This is a genomic window from Pseudoalteromonas sp. SR41-4, from assembly GCF_014163985.1.
GTDB classification, from domain to species: Bacteria; Pseudomonadota; Gammaproteobacteria; order Enterobacterales; family Alteromonadaceae; genus Pseudoalteromonas; species Pseudoalteromonas rhizosphaerae.
In genome coordinates this window covers 146,701-169,705 of the sequence record NZ_JACJEI010000007.1, presented here as the reverse complement: position 1 = coordinate 169,705, position 23,005 = coordinate 146,701, and the positions used below count along the sequence as shown (strand labels likewise).

The 23,005-nt window shown below is 42.0% G+C and carries 24 protein-coding genes; 7 read left to right on the top strand and 17 right to left on the bottom strand.

Features of this window, described 5'->3' with window-relative positions:
- Positions 1-50: 50 nt before the first annotated feature.
- The 3 genes from acnA (at position 51) to H5180_RS08065 (ending at position 4,016) form a co-directional block, all read left to right on the top strand.
- Entirely contained in the window at positions 51-2,798 is a 2,748-nt protein-coding gene (gene acnA / locus H5180_RS08075) for an aconitate hydratase AcnA (protein WP_182758035.1), read from the top strand.
- Between the two features lie 125 nt (positions 2,799-2,923).
- The gene (locus H5180_RS08070) at positions 2,924-3,160 is read left to right on the top strand and encodes a hypothetical protein (protein ID WP_145237921.1); all 237 of its coding nucleotides are present in this window, start codon (positions 2,924-2,926) and stop codon (positions 3,158-3,160) included.
- 10 nt (positions 3,161-3,170) lie between these two features.
- Complete coding sequence (locus tag H5180_RS08065; protein WP_182732340.1) at positions 3,171-4,016, top strand: ABC transporter substrate-binding protein; 846 nt, start codon at positions 3,171-3,173, stop codon at positions 4,014-4,016.
- Here the strand turns inward: H5180_RS08065 and H5180_RS08060 are convergent.
- The 5 genes from H5180_RS08060 to H5180_RS08040 all read right to left on the bottom strand — a co-directional run bounded on the left by H5180_RS08060 (position 4,013) and on the right by H5180_RS08040 (position 9,808).
- Positions 4,013-4,543: a DUF4124 domain-containing protein gene (locus H5180_RS08060; protein ID WP_145237915.1), complete on the bottom strand. Its 531-nt coding sequence runs from the start codon at positions 4,541-4,543 to the stop codon at positions 4,013-4,015. The two genes, H5180_RS08065 and H5180_RS08060, sit on opposite strands and share 4 nt — an antisense overlap.
- 34 nt (positions 4,544-4,577) lie before the next feature.
- Entirely contained in the window at positions 4,578-5,312 is a 735-nt protein-coding gene (locus H5180_RS08055) for an ABC transporter substrate-binding protein (RefSeq protein ID WP_182732338.1), read from the bottom strand.
- Between the two features lie 137 nt (positions 5,313-5,449).
- A complete protein-coding gene (locus H5180_RS08050; RefSeq protein WP_182732337.1) occupies positions 5,450-6,190 on the bottom strand; it encodes a phosphoadenylyl-sulfate reductase in 741 nt (246 codons plus the stop codon).
- A 43-nt stretch (positions 6,191-6,233) separates the two neighbouring features.
- Positions 6,234-7,931: an assimilatory sulfite reductase (NADPH) hemoprotein subunit gene (gene cysI / locus H5180_RS08045; protein WP_182758034.1), complete on the bottom strand. Its 1,698-nt coding sequence runs from the start codon at positions 7,929-7,931 to the stop codon at positions 6,234-6,236.
- 68 nt (positions 7,932-7,999) lie between these two features.
- Complete coding sequence (locus tag H5180_RS08040) at positions 8,000-9,808, bottom strand: assimilatory sulfite reductase (NADPH) flavoprotein subunit (RefSeq protein WP_182758033.1); 1,809 nt, start codon at positions 9,806-9,808, stop codon at positions 8,000-8,002.
- 408 nt (positions 9,809-10,216) lie between these two features.
- Here H5180_RS08040 and H5180_RS08035 point away from each other — a divergent pair, with 408 nt between their 5' ends.
- Positions 10,217-11,848, top strand: a complete 1,632-nt coding sequence (locus H5180_RS08035) for an endonuclease (protein ID WP_182758032.1) — start codon at positions 10,217-10,219, stop codon at positions 11,846-11,848.
- Positions 11,849-12,598: 750 nt separating this feature from the next.
- Here the strand turns inward: H5180_RS08035 and rpsQ are convergent.
- From rpsQ to rpsJ, 11 genes are read right to left on the bottom strand one after another with little or no spacing between them, the layout of a single operon-like run.
- Positions 12,599-12,856 carry a 30S ribosomal protein S17 gene (gene rpsQ, locus H5180_RS08030; protein ID WP_016709053.1) on the bottom strand — a complete coding sequence of 86 codons (258 nt, stop codon included), beginning with the start codon at positions 12,854-12,856 and terminating at the stop codon, positions 12,599-12,601.
- Positions 12,856-13,047, bottom strand: a complete 192-nt coding sequence (rpmC, locus tag H5180_RS08025; protein WP_054552371.1) for a 50S ribosomal protein L29 — start codon at positions 13,045-13,047, stop codon at positions 12,856-12,858. The genes rpsQ and rpmC overlap by 1 nt, the downstream gene beginning before the upstream one ends.
- Positions 13,047-13,460, bottom strand: a complete 414-nt coding sequence (gene rplP / locus H5180_RS08020; protein WP_002957890.1) for a 50S ribosomal protein L16 — start codon at positions 13,458-13,460, stop codon at positions 13,047-13,049. Before rplP ends, rpmC begins: the two co-directional genes overlap by 1 nt.
- A 12-nt stretch (positions 13,461-13,472) precedes the next feature.
- Positions 13,473-14,174, bottom strand: a complete 702-nt coding sequence (gene rpsC, locus H5180_RS08015; protein WP_054206128.1) for a 30S ribosomal protein S3 — start codon at positions 14,172-14,174, stop codon at positions 13,473-13,475.
- A gap of 11 nt (positions 14,175-14,185) precedes the next feature.
- A complete protein-coding gene (gene rplV / locus H5180_RS08010; RefSeq protein WP_004588690.1) occupies positions 14,186-14,518 on the bottom strand; it encodes a 50S ribosomal protein L22 in 333 nt (110 codons plus the stop codon).
- A 14-nt stretch (positions 14,519-14,532) separates the two neighbouring features.
- A complete protein-coding gene (rpsS, locus tag H5180_RS08005; RefSeq protein ID WP_010561269.1) occupies positions 14,533-14,811 on the bottom strand; it encodes a 30S ribosomal protein S19 in 279 nt (92 codons plus the stop codon).
- 15 nt (positions 14,812-14,826) lie between these two features.
- Positions 14,827-15,651 (bottom strand): 50S ribosomal protein L2, encoded by an 825-nt coding sequence (rplB, locus tag H5180_RS08000; protein WP_007376192.1) that lies wholly within the window; start codon positions 15,649-15,651, stop codon positions 14,827-14,829.
- Positions 15,652-15,668: 17 nt separating this feature from the next.
- Positions 15,669-15,971, bottom strand: a complete 303-nt coding sequence (gene rplW, locus H5180_RS07995) for a 50S ribosomal protein L23 (RefSeq protein ID WP_054206127.1) — start codon at positions 15,969-15,971, stop codon at positions 15,669-15,671.
- Positions 15,968-16,573 (bottom strand): 50S ribosomal protein L4, encoded by a 606-nt coding sequence (rplD, locus tag H5180_RS07990; RefSeq protein ID WP_054206126.1) that lies wholly within the window; start codon positions 16,571-16,573, stop codon positions 15,968-15,970. The genes rplW and rplD overlap by 4 nt, the downstream gene beginning before the upstream one ends.
- 17 nt (positions 16,574-16,590) lie before the next feature.
- A complete protein-coding gene (gene rplC / locus H5180_RS07985) occupies positions 16,591-17,226 on the bottom strand; it encodes a 50S ribosomal protein L3 (RefSeq protein ID WP_054206125.1) in 636 nt (211 codons plus the stop codon).
- Positions 17,227-17,253: 27 nt separating this feature from the next.
- On the bottom strand, positions 17,254-17,565 hold the full coding sequence (gene rpsJ / locus H5180_RS07980; protein ID WP_002957900.1) for a 30S ribosomal protein S10: 312 nt from the start codon (positions 17,563-17,565) through the stop codon (positions 17,254-17,256).
- 419 nt (positions 17,566-17,984) lie between these two features.
- Between rpsJ and plsB the strand changes: the two genes are divergently transcribed.
- The gene (plsB, locus tag H5180_RS07975; RefSeq protein WP_182758031.1) at positions 17,985-20,429 is read left to right on the top strand and encodes a glycerol-3-phosphate 1-O-acyltransferase PlsB; all 2,445 of its coding nucleotides are present in this window, start codon (positions 17,985-17,987) and stop codon (positions 20,427-20,429) included.
- A gap of 14 nt (positions 20,430-20,443) precedes the next feature.
- Here the strand turns inward: plsB and tesB are convergent, their stop codons facing one another.
- Positions 20,444-21,301 carry an acyl-CoA thioesterase II gene (gene tesB / locus H5180_RS07970; protein WP_145237887.1) on the bottom strand — a complete coding sequence of 286 codons (858 nt, stop codon included), beginning with the start codon at positions 21,299-21,301 and terminating at the stop codon, positions 20,444-20,446.
- 76 nt (positions 21,302-21,377) lie between these two features.
- Here tesB and H5180_RS07965 point away from each other — a divergent pair, with 76 nt between their 5' ends.
- Both H5180_RS07965 and H5180_RS07960 read left to right on the top strand, forming a co-directional pair.
- Positions 21,378-21,836: an EVE domain-containing protein gene (locus H5180_RS07965; RefSeq protein ID WP_182731739.1), complete on the top strand. Its 459-nt coding sequence runs from the start codon at positions 21,378-21,380 to the stop codon at positions 21,834-21,836.
- Positions 21,837-21,923: 87 nt separating this feature from the next.
- Positions 21,924-22,955, top strand: a complete 1,032-nt coding sequence (locus H5180_RS07960) for a cytosolic protein (RefSeq protein WP_145237879.1) — start codon at positions 21,924-21,926, stop codon at positions 22,953-22,955.
- Positions 22,956-23,005: the final 50 nt, after the last annotated feature.

The following is a 23,005-nucleotide window of genomic DNA, read 5'->3' as shown; positions in this document are numbered from 1 at the left end:
AGAGGTTACATTTACCATTTAAGGACATTCATCTACTTTAGGGGCATATAATGAATAATAGTTTTGATACCCAAAAACAACTCACTATTAATGGCGAGCAGTTTCATATTCATTCACTGCAAGGATTAGGCGACAAAGCCAAACGATTGCCGTTCTCGCTGAAAATTCTACTAGAAAATTTATTACGCAATGAAGATGGCGTAAATATCAAAGCACAAGATATCGATGCATTATTAGATTGGGATCCTCAAGCTAAGCCAACTGCTGAGGTAGCATTTACGCCAGCACGCGTAGTAATGCAAGACTTTACCGGTGTGCCTGCAATCGTTGATTTAGCCGCAATGCGTGACGCCATGGAAAAACTCGGTGGCGATCCTGCGAAAATAAACCCACTCTCTCCTGCCGAATTGGTAATTGATCACTCTGTACAAGTAGATGGCTATGGTAATGATGGCTCATTTGATTTAAATGCCAAGCTAGAATATGAACGCAATAAAGAACGCTATGAGTTTTTACGTTGGGGGCAAACAGCCTTTGATAACTTAAAAGTAGTGCCGCCTGCAACAGGGATCGTTCACCAAGTGAATTTAGAATACCTGGCACGAGTGGTATTTAACGAAGACCGCAACGGGCAAAAATTTGCTTACCCAGATACCTTAGTTGGTACTGATTCTCATACTACCATGATCAATGGCTTAGGCGTGCTTGGCTGGGGTGTAGGTGGTATTGAAGCAGAAGCCGCAATGCTCGGCCAGCCAATTAGCTTGCTGATCCCACAAGTTGTGGGCATGAAGCTCAGTGGCCGCTTACCTGAAGGCACCACAGCGACAGATTTAGTACTGACCGTCACTGAAATATTGCGTAAGCATGGCGTTGTCGGTAAATTTGTAGAATTTTATGGCGATGGCCTTGCTGATTTACCACTGGCCGACCGCGCAACCATAGCCAACATGGCACCGGAATACGGCGCTACCTGTGGTATTTTCCCTATTGATGATGAAACCATTAGTTACTTGCGCTTAACTAATCGCGATGAAGAGCAGTTAAAACTGATTGAAGACTACGCAAAACATCAAGGGTTATGGCGTAATGATGGCGATGAAGCTAATTACACCGATAAACTCGAGTTAAACCTCAGCGATGTGGTGCCAAGCCTTGCAGGTCCAAAACGTCCACAAGATAGAATTGCACTGGATCAAGCCGGCGATATTATTACCAAACACTTAAAAACCTTCCAAGATGAACGCTTAGCAAAACGTGACAACAGCGATGAACAGCAATCGCGTATTGAAAGTGAAGGCCCTGTCACTAATCCTGATGAGCCAACCAACGAAGCGCAATTTATGGGCGCAGCAAAGGTTAACTTTAAAGGGCAAGAATTTGAGTTAAAAGATGGCGCTTGTGTAATTGCTGCCATTACTAGCTGTACCAACACTTCTAACCCAAGTGTGATTTTAGCCGCGGGTTTAGTCGCGCAAAAAGCTCGCCAGTTAGGAATTAACGTAAAACCTTGGGTAAAAACATCACTGGCACCTGGCTCACAAGTGGTCACTGACTACTTAAAAAAAGCAGGCCTGATGGATGATTTAGATGCACTTGGCTTTAACCTAGTAGGTTATGGCTGCACTACCTGTATTGGTAACTCAGGTCCGCTTGCCGATGAGATCAGTGAGGCAATTCAACAACATAAATTAGTAGTAAGCTCTATTTTATCGGGTAACCGTAACTTTGAAGGACGTATTCACCAAGATGTGAAAATGAACTTTTTAGCCTCACCACCTTTAGTTGTCGCCTATGCGATTGCAGGTCGTACTGATATCGATGTTTATAACGAGCCACTTGCGCAAGATGCTAATGGTAACGATATTTACCTGAAAAATATTTGGCCTAGTGTCAGCGAAGTGAATGAACTGGTGAAAAAAACCGTCACTAAAGAAATGTTCGCTACCAGTTACGGTAATGTTTATAAGGGTGATGATCGCTGGCAACAAATCAAAATTCCTGATGGTAAACTTTATGACTGGGATGATGCCTCAACGTATATTAAAAAAGCGCCGTTTTTTGATGGCATGACGACAGAACCACCAGGCATCCCTACTATTACGGGTGCTCGCTGTTTAGCAAAACTTGGCGATTCCGTCACTACTGATCATATCTCCCCTGCTGGTGCAATTAAAGCAAGCGCGCCTGCTGGCGAATACTTACAAGAAAATGGCGTAGATAAATCGCAATTTAACTCATACGGTTCTCGCCGTGGTAATCATGAAGTAATGATGCGCGGTACATTTGCCAATGTACGCTTAAAAAACTTGCTTGCACCAGGCACCGAAGGCGGTGTAACGCGCACTCAACCTGATGATGAGCTTGCCAGTATTTACGATGCTGCAATGGCGTATCAACAGCAAGGCGTACCGCTCGTTGTGCTTGCCGGTGCTGAGTATGGTACGGGTTCATCACGAGACTGGGCAGCGAAAGGTTCGCTATTATTAGGTATTAAAGCGGTCATTGCGCAAAGTTATGAGCGTATTCATCGCTCGAACCTAATTGGTATGGGCGTGCTACCACTGCAATTTAAAGCAGGTGAGAGCCATGAATCACTGGGGTTAACAGGTCAAGAGCAGTTCGATATCGAAGGTCTCTACGATAAAACCAAGGAAGTTAGTGTCGTTGCCACTAATAGCGAAGGCAAAAAACTAAGCTTTAGTGCCGATGTCCGTATTGATACCCCCAAAGAGTGGGATTACTACAAACATGGCGGCATTTTACAGTATGTACTGCGTAATATGTTAACTAGCTAATTAATCTATAATATTAGGGCTTTGCAAAATTAATTTGCTTAGCCCTTAATTTTTTGATGTAAAACAAGTCAGCTTACTCATTATTAACTACACTTAATTCATCTTATCATTAATGCCTGCATACTATGACCGAGCAGAAGATCATCACAGTACTAAAAGTATTTATTGTCCTTGGCATATGCCTTATTGCGACTGGACATTATTTATTAGTCTCGGATCTGTTTGGTGAACAAAATAGTATACATGGCATTATTATCAGCGCCGCTTTTATTGCTATCGGAGTGCTATTTTCTCTGCCTACAAAAATTTACCTCACTATTGTTTTAATGAACATAGAGGCTGTACGTGACAAACATGTATAGCAGCAAGGTCATGCAATTAATCAAACCATTTAACACCGCTAAAACTTTATTAATAGCGGCATTTTTAGTGCTTTGCTTACCCACTCAATTACGTGCAAATGACAAATTGATTATTGCATCCGGTAATTTTGCACCTTATTTCATGCAGGACAACGTAACCGGTAATGGTTACTTCGATCAACTTGTGGTTCAAGTGTTACTGATACAAGGCTATCAAAACCCGCAATTGGTGCCGTTAAATAATGATGCTATTCAACGCTACTTCAACAATAAAGTCGCTGATATAGCGATCAACTATACGGCACAACCAGCTGCACATGCTTTTATTTCTCGTTATCGAGTACGATTTATGAACCGTGTGACCATGCTTCCTTCTGCATGGACCGAAAAAGTAGCTACGTTGAACGATTTGAAGAATTTAAGAGTAGGTAGTTTTATAGGGGCGAGCGATATCTTTGGCCCAGAATATAAAAACATGGCGACACAGGTATTCACCTATTATACTGAAATAGGAAATCAACAAGCCCTAAATAAACAGTTACTTACCAATAAGATCGATGCCCGTATCGGTGATTATTTAATGCTCTACTGGCATACATCAACAAACACCCAACTTGACCCTACAAGTTTTATATATCGCGATATTTTAAACTATCAAGGCTCTTACATTGTTTTTCAAGATAAGTCTGTCAGAGATAATTTTGATGAAGGCCTGACAAGATTAGTTGCTTCAGGAGAACTAATGATAGCTACTGATCGTTGGTTAAAAGCCTATAACCTGCCAATCATTAAGCAACAATTTTTTGTAACACAGCCCGAAAAAACACAGCAAAACAACGCTATTAAAGCAAATTAATGCGTCTCATCTAACGATTTAGTACGTTGCTCTAACTGTTCTTTCACTTGCTCTGCATCTTCAAACAGCTTTTTCATCACCACGGGATCATAAACACTGCCTGAGTTTGGCATTAAAGACATATTAGTTGTTTTTGAGCTGCCTTTTAAAATGGACGTATCTTCGGCCGCAACTACTGTAATATCGCGCGGATCTAGAATTACTTTTTCACTTGTGCCCTCAGGATTAGGCTGATCTGAGTAATGCCATTGACCTTGCTGATCTTGCCATTTATAAATAACTGTCGTTGCTACTGAGCTTTCATTGGTAATTGATTCTACAACTTTTTGACTGGTCTCACTAACCAATGTGGCTGCCATGGCAAGGGTGTCACTTGATAACGCAACCATTTGCTCTGTTAGCTGATTTGATTTACTACTAATACCATCACTGGTTAACCACGTTTGACCATCGGGTCGTTGCAAATAAAATAATGCCGCGACACTGATCAGCAATACCATAATAGCGAGGTACGCAAAATACTTCATCTTCAATCCTTTGAGTTAAAATTCTCGATTGCTATCATTGATAGCGGGCTATGATTTTAGCTAGGCCGCCATTATCTTTCAAGCTTTGTAAAAAATCATTAAATTCTTTCGCGTACTTTTTACCCCTTGAATTATAAGAAAACTGCAACTGCAGCGGCGCCTCAGCGACATTTTCATCACTTATGGTCAAAGCAGCAAGCTCAGGGTACTTTTGTATGTACCAGTTTACGACAGAGCGTGACATAACAGTAAAGCGTTTACTTGTATCAGTATCTTTGTGCAAACTTTGCAATATTTCTAAGTCTGAATAAAAATTCTCACGGTGCAGAGTCTTATTCACTACTGGTAGCTCATATTTTGGATACACATAACCAAATCGCCCGAGTAAAACACCGCCCTTTAAACTGCTTAGCTCCTTAAAGTCAATTAGTTCAGCTCCTCGAGCGACTACTAACACATCTTCAATTACTACTATCTCTTGGCTCCAATAATAGGGTCCATTATCTACAAGCCAAACTTCTGATTCCATTCGTGCATCAACATCACCTCGTTTCACCATTTTCGCAGAGCGCATTTCAGGGACGAAGGTATAGTCTATTTGGATCCCCGTTGCCATCGAAAACGATGTAATAACATCATTTAAAATGCCTGTTTTTGAACAAACAAAGTGATAAGGAGGGTAATCTTGCTCGGGTAAGGCAATGCGAAGGTTATCGGCAAAAAGACTAGTAGAAAAGAATAAAAAGAAAATTACGTAATATGGTTTCATAAAATACATGCACATCAATTTATAACGGCTGATTGTATTATAGTCAAAAATTTAAAACGCAGCTAGGCTGCGCTTTAATAATCACTATAGTTAGCTATCTCAGCTTAAATGATTTACTTATATTTTTACGTTCAGAATTAGATCCCATCACCATCAATGTGTAGGCCACATTCGCGGTTTAGACCAAAAAAACGGGTCTCTTCTTCGGTCATACCTGGCTCTAGTTTACGCGTAGTATGCACATCGCCCATTGACACATAACCTTGCTCCCATAATGGGTGATATGGTAAGTCATGTTTAGTCAGGTACTGATAAACATCGCGATTTGACCATTCGATGATTGGGTAAACCTTTACCGTGCCACGGCTAATTTCAATAATTTGCTTATCGGCACGTGTTGATGATTGGTCACGGCGCAAGCCACTAAACCAAGTACCTGCATTAATGTCTTTTAATGCGCGAGTCATTGGTTCAACTTTATTAAGCTGGTTGTATTGTTTAATACCTGCTTCACCTAGTTCCCATAACTTACCAAACTTGGCTTCTTGCCAAGCTGGGCTTAACTGCGACTTATACACTTTTAAATTTAGCGATAAGCGTTCGGTCATTTGCTCAATGAACTGATAAGTTTCAGGAAATAAGTAACCAGTATCTGTTAATACCACAGGAATATCGGGGCGCTGTACTGTAACTAAATGCAACATCACAGCCGCTTGAATACCAAAGCTCGATGATAAAAACTGCGTGTCTGGCAAGTTTTCCAGTGCCCATGCGACACGCTGCTCAGCGCTCATATCTTTCAATACGCCGTTAGCATCAGCCAGCAGTGTTACTTGGCTTTCTTTATCTAGCTGTAATATGTTTTTAAATTCACTCATAGTAAATTCCAAACCTCAGCAAGCGTAACCGCTTGCTTTTAAATTAAGCGTGAAAATCGGTGACTGACACTTTAACTTCAGCAACTATGCCTTTGCGGATCACAAAGTCACCAAAGCATTCGCCGTCATTACGCTCACTTGCCCATTGACCTATTAATTTGTCAAAGGCGTCTAAATACACGTCTTCACCAACATTCTCTAAATACAATTTAGGAATACGCGTCCCCTCAAGGTTACCCCCTAAGTACACGTTATATTTACCTGGGCCTTTTCCTACTAGGCCAGCTTCCGCTAACATTGCGCGGCCACAGCCATTAGGGCAACCAACCACACGCATGATGATACTGTCATCAGGAATACCGTGCTTAGCAAGCAATGCCTCGGTCTTTTCAATTAAGCTTGGTAAGTAACGCTCAGCTTCCGCCATTGCGAGTGGACAAGTTGGTAATGCCACACAGGCCATCGAGTTTTTACGTTGCTCAGAGTCTTTGTCGTCAATCAAACCGTGATTACGGGCTATTTCTTCAATCACTGTTTTTTGATCGGCAGGAACACCGGCGATGATCAAATTTTGGTTGGCTGTCATACGGAAATCACCTTGGTGAACTTCTGCAATTTTGCGACAACCTGTTTTCAGTGGTTTACCCGGTAAATCTAAAATACGGCCACTTTGGATAAATAAAGTTAAGTGATGCTTACCATCAATACCTTCAACCCAGCCAATGCGATCGCCACGATGAGTAAACTCATAAGGGCGGCTTGGCGCAAATTTAACACCTGCGCGTTGCTCTACTTCCGCTTTAAATACATCAGTACCAACACGGTCTAAGGTGTATTTAGTTTTTGCGTTTTTACGGTTTGAGCGATTACCCCAGTCGCGCTGTACAGACACCACATGCTCAGCAATTTTTAGCGTATCCGCTAAGGCGATAAACCCAAAATCATCGGCTTTACGTGGATAGGTTGCGGTATCACCGTGGGTCATGGCAAGGCCACCGCCTACTAATACGTTAAAACCAACTAGCTTGCCGTTATCTGCAATAGCTACAAAGTTTAAGTCATTCGCATGCACATCCACTTCGTTGTTCGGTGGAATGGTCACTGTGGTTTTAAACTTACGCGGTAAGTAGTTAGATCCTAAAATTGGCTCTTCTGTAGTCTCAGCCTTTTCACCGTTTAACCAAATTTCTGCATACGCTTTAGTTTTTGGTAACAAATGTTCTGAGATTTTTGCAGCCCACTCGTATGCTTCTTGATGCAACTCAGATTCCACAGGGTTTGTAGTACAAAGTACATTACGGTTAACATCACCTGCCGTTGCAATAGAGTCGATGCCCACGCTATTAAGCATTTGGTGCATGCCTTTTATATTTGGTTTTAACACACCATGAAATTGAAACGTTTGACGGGTTGTTAAACGAATACTGCCGTAGCTAGTTTTTTCGTCAGCAAACTTATCAATTGCTAACCATTGTTCAGGTTTGATAATACCGCCAGGCATACGAGCACGTAACATTACGTTGTGTAATGGCTCTAGCTTTTGCTTAGCACGCTCACCTCGAATATCACGGTCATCTTGTTGATACATACCGTGGAAACGAATTAACTGAAAGTTATCCGCAGTGAAGCCACCGGTGATCTCATCTTTTAAATCTTGCTCTATGGTGCCACGTAAAAAGTTACTTTCTCTTTTCAAACGCTCGTTATCAGAAAGCTTTACGTTTTTATCTTGTTCGCTCATGTTTGATCCTAAATTTGTTACAGTGACGGCTGTTAGCTTTGCTTTTATAAAGTAAGCAACGTCTACGCTTAGTACACGTCTTTCTGATAGCGATTTGCGCTACGTAAATCTTTTAAATACTGCTCAGCGTCTTCATCGTTCTTACCGCTGTTTTCTTTGATGATATCAACCAATGCCTGGTGTACATCTTTCGCCATGCGATTTGCGTCACCACAAATATAAAAATGCGCGCCCGCTTCTAGCCATGCAAATACGTCTTTGCTGTTTTGGCGTAGCTTGTCTTGCACGTAGACCTTCTCTGCTTGGTCACGGCTAAACGCCACATCAACTTTACTTAGTAGCCCTGATTTTAAGTAACCTTGAATTTCTACTTGATATAAGAAATCTTGGGTAAAGTGTGGATTACCAAAGAATAACCAGTTTTTACCGGATGCTTCGCGGGCATCACGTTCTTGCAAGAAAGCACGGAACGGCGCAATACCAGTACCAGGGCCAACCATAATCACTGGCGTTTCGTCGTTAGTTGGCAAACGGAAGTTATCATTATGCTCGCTATATACTTTTACTTTACAACCTTCTTCAGCACGACGTGCTAAATAACCAGAACAACCACCTAAATGCTCACTACCGAATGCTTCAAATTCAACTAGACCAATGGTTAAGTGCACTTCATCTTCAACTTCTGCTTGGCTTGACGCAATTGAATATAAACGTGCTTGCAGTTTACGTAGGCAATCAACAAACGTTTGTGCCTCAAGCGCAGCTGGATTTTGGCGGATCACATCAAAGATTTGGCGAGGCTCAATATATTCACGCATTGCCGCTTTATCTTCAACCAGCTTTAATAGCTCAGGCGCACCTGTCGCTATCGCGTACTTTTCAACAAAGCCAGGGTATGACTGAGTCAATTCAAGTTTTTCAATCAGTGCATCACGAACACTGAGCTCTTCATCAGCGATTTTAACTTTGCTGACACCATCAATTTGCGTCAGTGTCAGTACTTCATCAACCAGAATCTCATCATTTAAAAAATACACGCCTAATGAATCGCCCGGTGTGTAAGTAATATCAGATCCTTCCAGTGAAATCTCAACATGGCGCACATCTTTGCTAGAGTCACGACCAGTGATCTTTTGCACTAGGCTAAGTTCTGCTGGAAATGGGTTTTGCTTAGTATATTGGCTGGCAGCTGTTGCTGGTGCACCAAATGACACCACTTGCCCACCTGTTGCGCCTTGCTGTGCTTTTAAATCAGGTTCAAATGCATCAAGTGCTCCGCTGATCCAGCTGGCGGCTTCATCATCGTAATCAACGTCTAAATCAGCACGCTGATAAATGGTTTCTGCACCGAGCTTATTTAAGCGCTGTTCAAAGTCTTTTGCTGTTTGACAGAAGAACTCATAGCTTGAATCACCTAAACCTATAACCGCAATTTTAACGCCATCAAGCTTAGGCGCTTTTTTGGTTGCTAAAAACTCATGTAATGTTTCGGCATCTTCCGGCGGCTCACCTTCACCGTAAGTAGAAACAACGACAGTTAAGAATTTTTCTTTTTTCAGGGCCGTTGGTTTGTAATCAGCCATGCTAACCAGCTTAACAGCTAAACCACGAGACTCCGCTTGCTCTTTGAGCTTAGTCGCTACACCTTTTGAATTACCGGTTTGTGAGCCATATAAAATGGTCAATGCCGCTGCATCCCCAACACTTGGCGCAGCACCTACAACACCACCTAATGCCGCCGTATTGGCATTCGCAGCAAGATAACCACTTACCCAAGCTTGCTGGATTGGATTAAGCTCAGCCACTAAACCTTGTAGCTTCTGTACTTGCTCTTGCGATAGCGGACTTGCTAGCGCATTGAGTTGACTTAACAACATGAATTAATTCCCCGTAACCCTGAAAGTTATCTGCAAAATGCTCACTGATTGCAGTAATCACTTTGCCTAAAATTTGTGTCAACTTTAAGGCAAATAACTCAGGCCCTAAAGATTTCTCTGAGTGTGAAGAATAACGGGGTACGCGCCAATAAAAAAAGAATAGAATCTGCTTTGTTATTCCATTTAGTTATTAATTTATAAATTAACCAGTAAAAACAGATTAAAAGGTAACAAATAACTGCTTACGATTTCAGCATCACACTTAGCCGATCAGAAATATCATACAAAAATTTATTCACTTCATTCTTTTCAAAACAGGTATTAACTTTTTTGCAACAAATCTTGGGTAGGCTATAGTGGATTTGGCCACATTCTGTGCGCCTACTATAAATATAATAAGGAAACACTATGTCACACGGGGCATATAGAAAACTCATACTCAGCAGTGCTATGTTAGCTACAGCACTTCCCTGCATGGCCACCATTAATAATGGTGACTTTGAAAACTGGTCAGGTAATAGCCCAAACGGCTGGAGCACGATTGATACTGGTATTACACTATCAGCTTCAAATACCATAGTAAATTCAGGAGCTCTTGCTGCAAAAGTAGTGGTTAATACCGCTAGTCAAAGCAATACTGATTTACTGCAAGAAGTTACTGTTGAGGCCGGCAAAAGCTACTTATTCTCAAGCTGGGTTTATCACACCGAAGGCGGCATTAAAGCGCGCTTAATTGCCGACGGCTATCAAGGCTATTCAAATCCAGCGTTATTAAATCAGTGGCAACAAATAAGCTATACATATCCAGCAACCAGCAATGCTACGATTACCGTTGGCCTGCGTTTTTACGATGTCAGCGGCTTTGATGGCAGTGAAACTGTTTATGTGGATAGTTTTACACCTGGTTCTAGTGATACCACCCCACCGCCACCAGTCGGTTGTACTGATAACACCGTTAACTTAGCACTCACAACTGATAACTATGGCGAAGAGACTAGCTGGCAAATCACTAACGCCCAAGGCACAGCGGTTGCGTCAGGTGGCAGTTATAGTGGCAACAACAGCTATACAGAGCAAGTCTGCTTAGTTGATGGCGATTACACATTTAGTATTTTTGATAGTTACGGCGACGGTATTTGCTGTTCATTTGGTAATGGCAGCTACACGCTAACATCCGCCCAAACAACATTGGCTAACGGCAGTAGTTTTCAAAGCAGTGAAGCAACTCCCTTTATACTTGGTGATAATACCAACCCAGAAACGCCACCCAGCGAGCCAACTGGCTACTATGTTACAGCACAAGGTTTAACGGGCTATGCACTTAAAACCGCGCTCTATAACATTATTAAAGGTCACAACTCACAGGGTTATTCAGCTATTTGGAGTTTTTACGATATTGCTTCACGGGATAAGTACTTTGAAAATGACAATTCAATACTCGATCGCTATTCAGAAAATCCCACCGGTCAAGACAGCTATAACTATGTCGCTGTAAGTGATCAATGCGGCACTTACAATAGTGAAGCTGATTGCTATAACCGCGAACATTCATTTCCTAAAAGTTGGTTTGGCGGCACAAATGAGCCTATGAACTCAGATGTTCACCACATTTATGCAACCGATGGTTATGTAAATTCTAAACGTAGCAACTTTCCGTTTGGTGAAGTGGCAAGCGCTACGTTTACATCAACAAACGGCAGCAAACTAGGCTCTGCTAGTAGCGCAATTAATTACTCAGGTACAGTATTTGAACCGATTGATGAATTTAAAGGTGACTTTGCTCGCGCCTACTTCTATATGGCAACCCGCTACGAAAACGTCATTGGTACTTGGCAAAACAACACCACGGCTAGTAATGCCGTGCTTAACGGCTCTAGTAACCAAGTGTTTGAGAATTGGGTAGTAACTATGTTGGTTAATTGGCATAACGACGATCCAGTCAGTCAACTTGAACTAGATAGAAACCAAGCCGCTTATGAGCATCAAGGCAATCGCAATCCATATATCGATCATCCAGAATTTGTTGAGATGATTTGGTAAAGGTCAGCGGTCAGCGGTCAGCGGTCAGCGCAGAAAAACATCAGCCTTTGCAGTTGCAAAGGCTGTTTTGCTCTCTAATTTTATAACCCAATTTATGCAGTAAGAATATAATTAATGCTCTTTTGTTTGTCATTGTTGGGCATCTTTTTTGTTGCTCAACCCATGCTAACGCAGCAGTTGCAAATTCACTGTTATTTGCAATTGAGTGATCCACCGCTTCTGCAAGCTTCATAATTTGCAAAATAGATTGTCTATATTCGGTAAGGCCTAGGCTTAAAAGGTAATTTTGAATCGGACACATAGCATTTAATCAGAGTGAAAAAATACAGCATAAAAGCTGGAGCTAGGTTAAGGTCAAGTAGTTTTTATGAGGGAGATTTATCGACGTGCTTTTTCTATGGTATGAATTTTTATACCTGCATATTCTTATACCAATCGTGTTAAGTTACTGACCATTTATAGCGACAGATAAATACAGTGATAACAAGGCGTAAATTGTGACATGCAGTTGTTCTACTTGAAAAAATTATAACGCAGTTAGCGCTTTATTTAGCTCGCTAGAATGGTTAAATATTTAAGTCGATTGGTATTACTGTTCTCTTCTTCCCGGCCCTCAATAGACTCAACCCAAGCTACGGTGGGAAAATTTACTCCGCGCTGACGGCTGAAAGCTTACCGCTAAAAGCTGCTCCAAACGCAAAAAGCCCCAGCTAATGCCGGGGCTTTTTATAAAACAGACTTAATTAAAAATTAAGCTTGTTTTGGACTAGAAATAACGTCTACTAATGTCCAAGACTTAGTCTTAGAGATTGGAGCGCATTCACGGATAGTAACAACGTCACCCGCTTTTGCTGTGTTATTTTCGTCATGTACGTGTAATTTAGTCGTACGTTTGATGAATTTCCCATAGATTGGGTGCTTCACGTAACGTGCGATAGCGATAGTGAAAGATTTTTCCATCTTGTCGCTGATTACAGTGCCTTGAAGAGTACGAATTTTATCACTCATTATTGACCTGCCTTCTGGTTAATAACTGTTTTTACACGCGCGATATCGCGACGTACTGTTCTTAGCGTGTGAGTTTGAGCTAACTGACCAGTGCTTGCTTGCATGCGCAGGTTAAACTGCTCACGAAGAAGACCTAGAAGTTCAGCATTAAGCTCTTCTACGCTTTTATCTTTTAGTTCGCTTGCTTTCATCACATTACCGTCCGAGTTACGAAAGTTGTTTTGAATGGCAGTTTACGAGCAGCAAGGTCGAATGCTTCACGAGCAAGCTCTTCAGAAACACCTTCCATTTCGTAAAGTACTTTACCAGGCTGAATTTCAGCAACCCAATATTCAACAGAACCTTTACCTTTACCCATACGAACTTCAAGAGGCTTTTCTGTGATCGGTTTGTCAGGGAAGACACGGATCCAGATTTTACCTTGACGTTTCACGTGACGTGTCATGGCACGACGAGCTGCTTCGATTTGACGAGCAGTCATGCGGCCACGGCCAGTAGCTTTCAAACCGAAAGTACCGAAGCTTACTTTGTTACCGTTTTGCGCTAAACCACGGTTGCGGCCTTTGTGCATTTTACGGAATTTTGTACGTTTTGGCTGTAACATTACTCGCTACCTCTACTTAGCACTTTTTTTGGCTTTCTTTGGTGCGCGTTTAGCTGGCTTCTCTTGCTCTTGTACTAGTGGTAAACCACCAATAACTTCGCCTTTGAAGATCCAAACTTTAACACCAATGATACCATAAGTGGTTAAGGCTTCAGAAGTTGCGTAGTCGATATCAGCACGAAGAGTATGTAGAGGTACACGACCTTCACGATACCATTCTGAACGTGCGATTTCTGCGCCGCCAAGACGACCGCTAACTTCAACTTTGATCCCTTTAGAACCGATGCGCATTGCATTTTGTACCGAACGCTTCATAGCGCGACGGAACATAACACGACGCTCTAGTTGAGAGGCAATGCCGTCTGCTACTAGTTGTGCATCTAGTTCTGGTTTACGTACTTCAGAAATATTGATCTGAGCAGGTACACCAGCAATCTTAGTTACCGCTTGACGTAATTTTTCTACGTCTTCGCCTTTTTTACCGATAACAACACCCGGACGAGCCGTGTGAATTGTTACGCGGATTGATTTTGCTGGACGCTCAATAACGATTTTAGACACAGAAGCCGCTTTCAATTCCTTAGTAAGGAATGTACGTACTTTGTGATCGCCAAAAAGCTGTGCAGAGAAATCTTTTGAACTCGCGTACCAGGTAGAAACCCAAGGTTTAGATATACCTAGGCGAATACCAGTAGGATGAACTTTTTGTCCCATTACTTATACTCCTAGCTATCTGAAACCACAACAGTGATGTGGCTTGTACGCTTAAGGATGCGGTCTGCGCGTCCTTTAGCACGTGGCATAATACGTTTCATTGTTGGACCATCGTCCACAAAGATCGTTGTTACACGTAGCTCATCAATGTCAGCACCTTCGTTATGCTCTGCGTTAGCAATAGCAGACTCAAGTACTTTCTTAACTAATACAGCCGCTTTCTTAGGGCTGTACGCCAGGATTTCTAGTGCGCGATCGACAGGTAACCCGCGGATCTGATCTGCAACTAGACGTGCTTTTTGCGCCGAACCAGAGGCGAATTTATGTTTAGCTAATGCTTGCATTTATCATTCCCCTCTTAACGTTTCTTCGCTTTCTTATCCGCAGCGTGGCCACGGTAAGTGCGAGTTGGTGCAAATTCACCTAGTTTGTGACCGATCATTTCGTCAGAAACGAAAACTGGTACATGCTGGCGACCATTATGGACAGCAATGGTCAATCCGATCATGTTAGGTATGATCATTGAACGACGGCTCCAAGTTTTAATTGGCTTCTTGTCACCGCTTTCCAAAGCTTTCTCTACCTTCTTCAGCAAGTGTAGGTCTATAAAAGGACCCTTCTTGAGAGAGCGTGGCATGGCTATTCCTCAATATTACTTAGTACGACGACGTACTATAAATTTATCCGTACGCTTGTTCTTACGCGTCTTAGCACCTTTAGTCGGCTTACCCCATGGAGACACAGGATGACGACCACCAGATGTACGACCTTCACCACCACCGTGTGGGTGATCAACCGGGTTCATGGCAACACCACGAACTGTCGGACGAATACCACGCCAGCGATTTGCACCTGCTTTACCAAGTGAACGAAGCATATGCTCAGCATTGCCTACTTCACCTAGCGTCGCACGACAATCTGATTCAACTTTACGAACTTCGCCTGAACGAAGACGTAATGTTACATACTGACCATCACGAGCAAGGATTTGAACGTATGCACCAGCAGAACGTGCGATTTGAGCACCTTTACCTGGTTTTAATTCTACGTTGTGAACAGTCGAACCTACAGGCATATTGCGCATAGGTAATGCATTACCAGGCTTGATTGGTGCATCAACACCAGACTGGATTGCATCACCAGCTTTTAAGCCTTTTGGTGCGATAATGTAACGACGCTCACCGTCTGCATATAATACAAGTGCGATGTTTGCGCTACGATTTGGATCATATTCTAAACGCTCAACAGTGGCTGGAATGCCATCTTTAGTACGTTTAAAATCGATTAAACGGTAATGCTGCTTATGACCACCACCGATATGACGAACCGTAATACGACCATTGTTATTACGACCACCTGATTTAGAGTTTTTCTCTAATAGTGGTGCGTATGGCTTGCCCTTATGTAGATCTGGGTTTACCACTTTAACTAGGTGACGACGACCCGCAGAAGTTGGCTTACACTTTTGAAGTGCCATAATTCTAACTCCCCTTATTACTCGGCGCCGCCGACAAAGTCTAGTTCGCTGCCTTCTTTAAGAGTAACGTAAGCTTTTTTCCAGTCGCTACGACGACCGAAACGTGCGCCAGTACGTTTTGTTTTACCCTTAACATTAAGTGTGCGAACACCAGTTACTTCCACTTCAAAAAGCTTCTCTACAGCTGCTTTAACTTCAGCTTTAGTTGCGTCATTTACTACTTTGAAAACGATAGTGTTGTTTTCTTCAGCAGCAATAGTGCTTTTTTCAGAGATATGTGGAGCAAGGATCACTTTTAAAAGACGTTCTTCACGAATCATGCTAGCGTCTCCTCAAGTTGCTTAACAGCAGCTGCTGTAATAAGTACCTTATCGAAAGCGATTAAGCTTACAGGGTCGATACCAGCTACATCACGCGTGTCAACCTTGTACAGGTTACGTGCCGATAAAAATAGATTCTCATCTACTTCTTCAGTTACGATTAGAACATCTTTAAGCTCAAGTTCTTTAAGCTTAGCAACTAGTTCTTTAGTTTTTGGTGCTGCTAGAGCAAAACTTTCAACAACGATTAAACGCTCTTGACGAACTAATTCAGATAAAATGCTTTTGATCGCACCGCGGTACATTTTACGGTTTACTTTTTGGCTGTGGTCTTGTGGTTTAGCTGCGAAGCTAACGCCACCTGAACGCCAAATTGGACTACGGATTGTACCAGCACGTGCACGGCCAGTACCTTTTTGAGCCCATGGTTTTTTACCACCACCGCTTACTTCAGAACGTGTCTTCTGAGCACGAGTACCTTGACGAGCACCTGCTGCGTATGCAACAACTACTTGATGTACTAATGCTTCGTTAAACTCACGTCCAAAAGTAGCTTCAGAAACTTCAAGACCGCCAGAAGCGTCTTTAATTGCTAATTCCATCACTAAATCTCCAGGACTTATGCTTTAACAGCAGGTTTAACGATAACGTCACCGCCGATAGCGCCAGGTACTGCACCTTTAACTAAAAGCAAGTTACGCTCAGCGTCAACGCGTACTAGTTCTAAGTTTTGAGTCGTTACACGCTCAGCACCCATATGACCGGCCATTTTCTTACCTTTAAACACCTTACCAGGTGATTGGTTTTGACCGATTGAACCAGGAGCACGGTGAGATAGAGAGTTACCATGTGTAGCGTCTTGCATGCTGAAATTCCAGCGCTTAACACCACCTTGGAAACCTTTACCTTTAGAAGTACCGGTTACGTCAACTTTGTTGATTTCGTTGAATAATTCAACAGTAAGCTCAGCGCCTACTTCAAAATCGCCTTCACCACCATTTAGGCGGAATTCCCACAGACCGCGACCCGCTTCAACACCAGCTTTAGCGAAGTGACCCGCTGTTGCTTTGTTTACACGGCTTGCTTTTTTAGTGCCTGCGGTTACTTGAAGCGCGTTATAACCGTCTGTTGCGTCAGATTTGATCTGAGCAATGCGGTTAGGTGTCGCTTCAATAACTGTCACAGGGATAGATACACCATCTTCAGTGAAGATACGTGTCATACCCACTTTACGACCGACTAGACCTAATGCCATTTTCCTAAAACCTCTCTAATCTTTCGATTAACCCAGGCTGATTTGAACATCAACACCAGCAGCAAGATCTAAACGCATAAGTGCGTCAACAGTCTTGTCAGTTGGTTCTACGATGTCGATCAGACGTTTATGGGTGCGGATCTCGTACTGATCACGCGCATCTTTATTAACGTGCGGTGATGTAAGTACAGTAAAACGTTCAAAGCGTGTAGGTAGTGGAATTGGACCACGTACTTGTGCGCCAGTGCGTTTCGCAGTTTCCACGATTTCCGCCGTTGATTGGTCAATCAAACGGTGGTCAAAAGCTTTTAGGCGAATACGAATGCGTTGATTTGACATTCTTAAACCTCAATATAAAGAGCATTTAAAAGAGCATAAAAAAACGACCGAAACAATCTTAAAAACATAAGATGCCGGTTGTTGATTTATATCTACGTTGAGTTCCAAATCGGAACTCCTGTTTTATTAGCTTGAAATCCAAGCTTAATGTTCCTTCCAAGTTCCCGGGGGAATTTTGAAAGCCTGCGTATTATAGTGATATTGGTGATAAATGCAACAACTATTTCAAACTACCAGAATGAGGATTATTTATACTGTAAAAAAGGGTTGTCACTATGTCGTCATTACTGGGAATTTACTATAGTTAGGAAGCCATGCAATCGGACTTGGCACTAATGATAATGGTCAGTCCAGTTTTTAATTGTTATTATTCATCCTTATTTTGCTTTTATCTCTTAATCCTTAACCTTGGTGAGTTGATGCGTATTTTTAATTATTGCTTGAATTTTGTGTCTATGGTGATGAATCGCCTATTTGTGAAAAGCAAAGTACTGCCCGAGAACCCAATTGAACAATACGGTCTTAATCCCGCCTACCCTACTTTTTATATAGTTAAACTTAATGCTCGCTCAGATTTAGCGGCTCTTGACCGAGTTTGTAAAAAGTACAACCTGCCCAGACCAACTGAACAACAGCTGTTGGGTAATGCAGAGTTAGACCGCTTTATTGGCCTACAAAATCCACCACCACTGTTTGGCAGCCAAGCGAAGCCAACTGACGCGCTAAACCAGGGTAAACAAATAATTGCTCAACTATTTACCAGTGGCGAAAAAAACGTGCAAGTCATTCCGGTCACTATTTTATGGGGTCGTAATCCAGGTAAAGAAAAACCAGGTTTAGGTACGCTGGTTTCGCACTCACTTACACCTAGCTGGTTTCGTAAGTTTTTTGTATTACTGTTTTCAGGGCGTGATAACTTTATACGCTTTAGTCAACCGTTGGATTTATCGTTATTAGTAAATGAAAAAGCCGATGTTGATGAGTTACCTCATAAATTACTTCGCGTCGCTAGGGTGCATTTTCGTCGTCAAAAATTGGCGGCAACGGGCCCTAAAATGCCCTCACGCGAGCAACTATTTAATTCATTGTTAGCATCACCGACTATAAAAAAAGCAATTAACGATGAAGCAAAAAGCAAAAAAATCAGCCATGAGCAAGCACGGCAAAATGCGTTAAAGCTATTAGATGAGATTGCTGCTAACTACAGTGATGCCACCATACGTGTTGCAGATCGTGTATTAACCTGGCTATGGAACAAGCTCTATAACGGCATTGATATAAAATACACCGAACAAATCCATGATCTAACCAATAAAGGTCATGAAATTATTTATATGCCGTGTCATCGCAGCCACATGGATTACTTATTACTTACCTACTCGATTTATCATCTTGGTTTAGTACCACCACATATTGCTGCTGGTATTAACTTAAACTTCTTCCCAGCAGGCGGCATATTCCGCCGCAGTGGCGCATTTTTTATTCGCCGCTCATTTGCTGGCAACAAGCTTTACTCTGCTGTATTTAAAGAGTATTTAAGTCAGTTGTTTATCAAAGGTTACTCAGTTAAGTTTTATACTGAGGGCGGACGTAGCCGTACCGGGCGTTTACTACCACCAAAAACAGGTATGTTGGCGATGACACTACAAGCTATGTTACGTGGTATTGATCGCCCTATTTCGATTGTGCCGGTGTACATTGGTTATGAACACGTCATGGAAATAAATACTTATCTGAAAGAACTCGCAGGTGATGATAAAAAAGGCGAGTCGATTTTCGGTATTTTCAAAGCCATTAAAAATCTCAAAAACTATGGCCGCGGCTATTTGAATTTTGGCGATCCGATTTCGGTTAATCAATATTTAAATGAGCATCAACCTGATTGGCGTGAATCTATTCACCCAACTGATGTTCAAAAACCACAATGGCTTGGTCCGCAAGTGGCGACTTTAGCGGATAAAGTGATGGTTAATATTAATAGTGCCGCCGCGCTTAACGCAGTTAATTTACTGGCAATGATCTTACTGGTAAATGATAAGCAAGCATTGAGCAAGCCTAAATTGTTAGCACAACTAGACTTTTACTTACATTTACAACGTAGCGCTAGTTACAGTGAAAAAATCACCACCCCAGATGAAACTTCATCACAGTTACTCGAACATGCTTTAAAGTTGAATAAATTTGACGTTATAAGCGATGAGTTTGGCGAGATTATCGCGATTAACGATAAAGAGAAAATCATCTTTAACTACTACCGTAATAATATTCTCCATGTGTTTGCCGTACCAAGCTTACTGGCACTGCATATATTTAAAAGCCATAAAACGACAGTATCGCAGTGCCAAAAATTGGTTAACTGTTTTTACCCGATGTTTGCTAAAGAATGGTTTTTACACGAACTTGATGAAAATTATATCACCCGCATACTGGCCAGCTTTGTAGATCAAGATTTAATAGAAATAGATGGTGATAACATAAAAATCACCAACAGTAATGATTGCTTAGCCAAGCTGGAAATTCTAGGTCGTGCGCTTAGCTTAACCCTGCAACGCTACGCCATTGTGATTGGCTTTATTCAAACCAGTAAAGAAATTGAACGCGAAGAGCTTGAACGCGAAAGCCAAGTATTAGCGCAGCGCTTAGGTACCTTGCATGGTATTAAGACCCCTGAGTTTTTTGACAAAAAAGTATTGGTAGGCTTTATTAGCAACTTGCGCGAACAAAGTTTAATTAGCGAAACCGAGAATGGCTTACAGGGCAGTACTGAACTTTGTGAAGTGTATATTCACCTTAAAGCCTTGCTGCCAGCGCGAGTCTGGCAGTCAATTAGTGATATTGTGCAAGGACAATGTAAGCAAAAATAACTGCAAGCGGCATATTAACGCTGACGCATTACACCTTCTTGGATCGTTGAGGCAACTAAATTGCCTTGACGGTCAAAGAACTGACCACGCACCAACCCCCGCCCTGAGCTCGCACTTGGGCTATCAATGGTATATAAAATCCAATCATCCATTCGAAACGGACGATGAAACCACATCGCATGGTCAATTGTTGCTACTTGCATGTTTGGCTGCATAAACGAGACACCATGAGGCTGTAGAGCCGTTGGTAAAAACTCAAAGTCAGACGCATATGCCAATAAATAGTTATGAATACGTTGATCATCTGGCATCTCGCCATTGGCTTTGAACCAAATATGTTTAACCGGCTCCATTACCTCTGGCTTAAATGGGTTATGAAAGGTGACCGGACGCATTTCAATCGGCATTTCGCGAATAAACTTATTGCGGATCACCTCAGGTATATGAGATGCATGCTCTTGATAAAACTCCAGTGATGAGCGCAGCTCCTCAGGAGCTGGTACATCCGGCATTGTAGCTTGATGCGACAAGCCATCTTCAGCACCTTGAAATGATGCCGTCATATAAAAAATAGGTTTTCCATATTGAATAGCACTAACTCGGCGAGTACTAAAGCTCTTACCATCACGGATCGTTTCAACATCGTACACAATTGGCTTTGCAGCATCACCAGGGCGTAAAAAATAAGAATGCAGTGAATGAACAATACGGCCTTCCGGTAAGGTTTCTTTAGCTGCAGACAGTGCTTGGCCCATGACTTGACCACCAAATACCGCACGAAAACCCAAATCTTGGCTTTGCCCTCGATACAAGCCCTGCTCTATTTCTTCTAACGTTAATAACGACAATAAATCATCTAAAACTTGGCTCATAGTTGCTCCTCAATCCCATTTAGATTTTAATGATACTATAGACAAGTATGATGTAAATATTTCAAGGATCCTAGTTATGGCGTATTGGTTATTTAAAACTGAACCCGATGCATTTTCAATCGACGATTTAAAAAGCGCCCCTGCACAAACCACTGCATGGGAAGGTGTGCGCAACTACCAAGCCCGTAATTTTATGCGCGATGGCGTAAAGCTCGGCGATTTAGTAATGATTTACCATTCTAGCTGTAAACACGTCGGCGTTGCAGGTATCGCAATAGTGACTGCTGAAGCCTACCCAGATCCTTGCCAGTTTGATTTAAGCAGTGATTATTACGATCCTAAATCAACCTGTGATAAACCGAGATGGGTTGTGGTTGATGTAACCTATCAGCAGCATTTAAATAAATTAGTCAGCTTAAAAGCGATTAAAGAAAACGACGCCATCACCGAAATAGCTCTAAAAAAAGGTGGTCGATTATCGGTAATGCCAGTGACTAAAGCGGATTGGCAAGCAATTATAAAAATGGCAGAGTAACAACAATAATTTGCTGCTAATACATCACGTTTTCCTTCTTTTTCCAAATTTGCTAAAATAGGTGGCTTGTTTTAGTTAGGGGGTTAGATGAAATTACTGTATTGGTTAGATGAGTGGTTAACTCTACCTCAAGATGAACAGCAAACCAGATTACCTATCTCTGGAGGCGATTTACTTGGCGATGTTTTTGTTAAGTATCACTTTATTGATATAAATAAGCCTTTATTGTTCACCTTTTCTCCTGCAGGTACTAATTACCAAGAGCATGATCTCAATGATGATTTTAGCCCTTGGGGATTTCAACTAGCGCAAAAACAACATGTGAATGTTATTTCTTTTCAGCACTTAGGAATAAGTAATTGGTTTAGACACCGTAATTTACTGTTTTTCCTCGAGCAACTCGCTCCCTTGCTAACACCCTTTACCCAGCGATTAGGCTACGGCTTAAGCCGAGGTGGCTTTGCTGTGGGTGCATTTGCTAATTTACTAAAGCTAGATAAGGTACTGTTATTTCACCCTGTTAGCACCAAAAATAAAGCACTTGCTCCTTGGGATGACCGCTCAAGTACGGATATAGCACAACAATTCGATTGGGAGCAAGATTACCACGATCTCGATTTAGGCAATGCTAAAGGCTATATAATTTACGACCCGACCAATCGTATTGACCGTGGCCATGCTAAGCGCTATTCGCAACTAACCCACTTACGCGTGTTTGGTATGGGTCATAGTACCCATGCCAACTACCTAAATAAATTTGGCTTTTATAAACAAGTGGCCGTCGACTTTATTAGCCATCAACAAGTCGATATTGCGCAATTTCGCCTACAAACCAAAACCCTGCGCTTTAAAGAAGACTATTATAGAAGGCTCAACAAGGCGAATGCTAAATCGGCACACCGCCAAGTATTATTAAGTAAAGCACACAACATACTGATTGATGAAAAAGCAGCGCATGTGCAAGAGCATCAAGCCAAAATTGATATTCAACCATTGATTGATGTCGCGCTAAAGCACCAAGATGAACACCCTAAGGATGCTATTCAGCTGCTGGAAGTTGCTCAGCAACTTGCCCCTGATGATCCTTTAGTAGAGCACAAACTAAAACAGTTAAAATAAAAAGCCGTGCTTGTTTAATCAAGCACGGTTGGCAAATTTATATGTAAACT

Coding starts and splice junctions, on each gene's coding strand:
- rpsJ (WP_002957900.1), bottom strand. CDS start 17,565: ATGTCAAATCAACGCATTCGTATTCGCCTAAAAGCTTTTGACCACCGT.
- H5180_RS08055 (WP_182732338.1), bottom strand. CDS start 5,312: ATGAAACCATATTACGTAATTTTCTTTTTATTCTTTTCTACTAGTCTT.
- H5180_RS08050 (WP_182732337.1), bottom strand. CDS start 6,190: ATGAGTGAATTTAAAAACATATTACAGCTAGATAAAGAAAGCCAAGTA.
- acnA (WP_182758035.1), top strand. CDS start 51: ATGAATAATAGTTTTGATACCCAAAAACAACTCACTATTAATGGCGAG.
- rplV (WP_004588690.1), bottom strand. CDS start 14,518: ATGCAAGCATTAGCTAAACATAAATTCGCCTCTGGTTCGGCGCAAAAA.
- rplC (WP_054206125.1), bottom strand. CDS start 17,226: ATGGCATTAGGTCTAGTCGGTCGTAAAGTGGGTATGACACGTATCTTC.
- rpmC (WP_054552371.1), bottom strand. CDS start 13,047: ATGAAAGCAAGCGAACTAAAAGATAAAAGCGTAGAAGAGCTTAATGCT.
- rplW (WP_054206127.1), bottom strand. CDS start 15,971: ATGATTCGTGAAGAACGTCTTTTAAAAGTGATCCTTGCTCCACATATC.
- tesB (WP_145237887.1), bottom strand. CDS start 21,301: ATGAGCCAAGTTTTAGATGATTTATTGTCGTTATTAACGTTAGAAGAA.
- H5180_RS07960 (WP_145237879.1), top strand. CDS start 21,924: ATGAAATTACTGTATTGGTTAGATGAGTGGTTAACTCTACCTCAAGAT.
- H5180_RS07965 (WP_182731739.1), top strand. CDS start 21,378: ATGGCGTATTGGTTATTTAAAACTGAACCCGATGCATTTTCAATCGAC.
- plsB (WP_182758031.1), top strand. CDS start 17,985: ATGCGTATTTTTAATTATTGCTTGAATTTTGTGTCTATGGTGATGAAT.
- rplB (WP_007376192.1), bottom strand. CDS start 15,651: ATGGCACTTCAAAAGTGTAAGCCAACTTCTGCGGGTCGTCGTCACCTA.
- rpsS (WP_010561269.1), bottom strand. CDS start 14,811: ATGCCACGCTCTCTCAAGAAGGGTCCTTTTATAGACCTACACTTGCTG.
- rplP (WP_002957890.1), bottom strand. CDS start 13,460: ATGTTACAGCCAAAACGTACAAAATTCCGTAAAATGCACAAAGGCCGC.
- rplD (WP_054206126.1), bottom strand. CDS start 16,573: ATGGAATTAGCAATTAAAGACGCTTCTGGCGGTCTTGAAGTTTCTGAA.
- H5180_RS08065 (WP_182732340.1), top strand. CDS start 3,171: ATGCAATTAATCAAACCATTTAACACCGCTAAAACTTTATTAATAGCG.
- rpsC (WP_054206128.1), bottom strand. CDS start 14,174: ATGGGACAAAAAGTTCATCCTACTGGTATTCGCCTAGGTATATCTAAA.
- H5180_RS08040 (WP_182758033.1), bottom strand. CDS start 9,808: ATGTTGTTAAGTCAACTCAATGCGCTAGCAAGTCCGCTATCGCAAGAG.
- H5180_RS08070 (WP_145237921.1), top strand. CDS start 2,924: ATGACCGAGCAGAAGATCATCACAGTACTAAAAGTATTTATTGTCCTT.
- rpsQ (WP_016709053.1), bottom strand. CDS start 12,856: ATGAGTGATAAAATTCGTACTCTTCAAGGCACTGTAATCAGCGACAAG.
- cysI (WP_182758034.1), bottom strand. CDS start 7,931: ATGAGCGAACAAGATAAAAACGTAAAGCTTTCTGATAACGAGCGTTTG.
- H5180_RS08035 (WP_182758032.1), top strand. CDS start 10,217: ATGTCACACGGGGCATATAGAAAACTCATACTCAGCAGTGCTATGTTA.
- H5180_RS08060 (WP_145237915.1), bottom strand. CDS start 4,543: ATGAAGTATTTTGCGTACCTCGCTATTATGGTATTGCTGATCAGTGTC.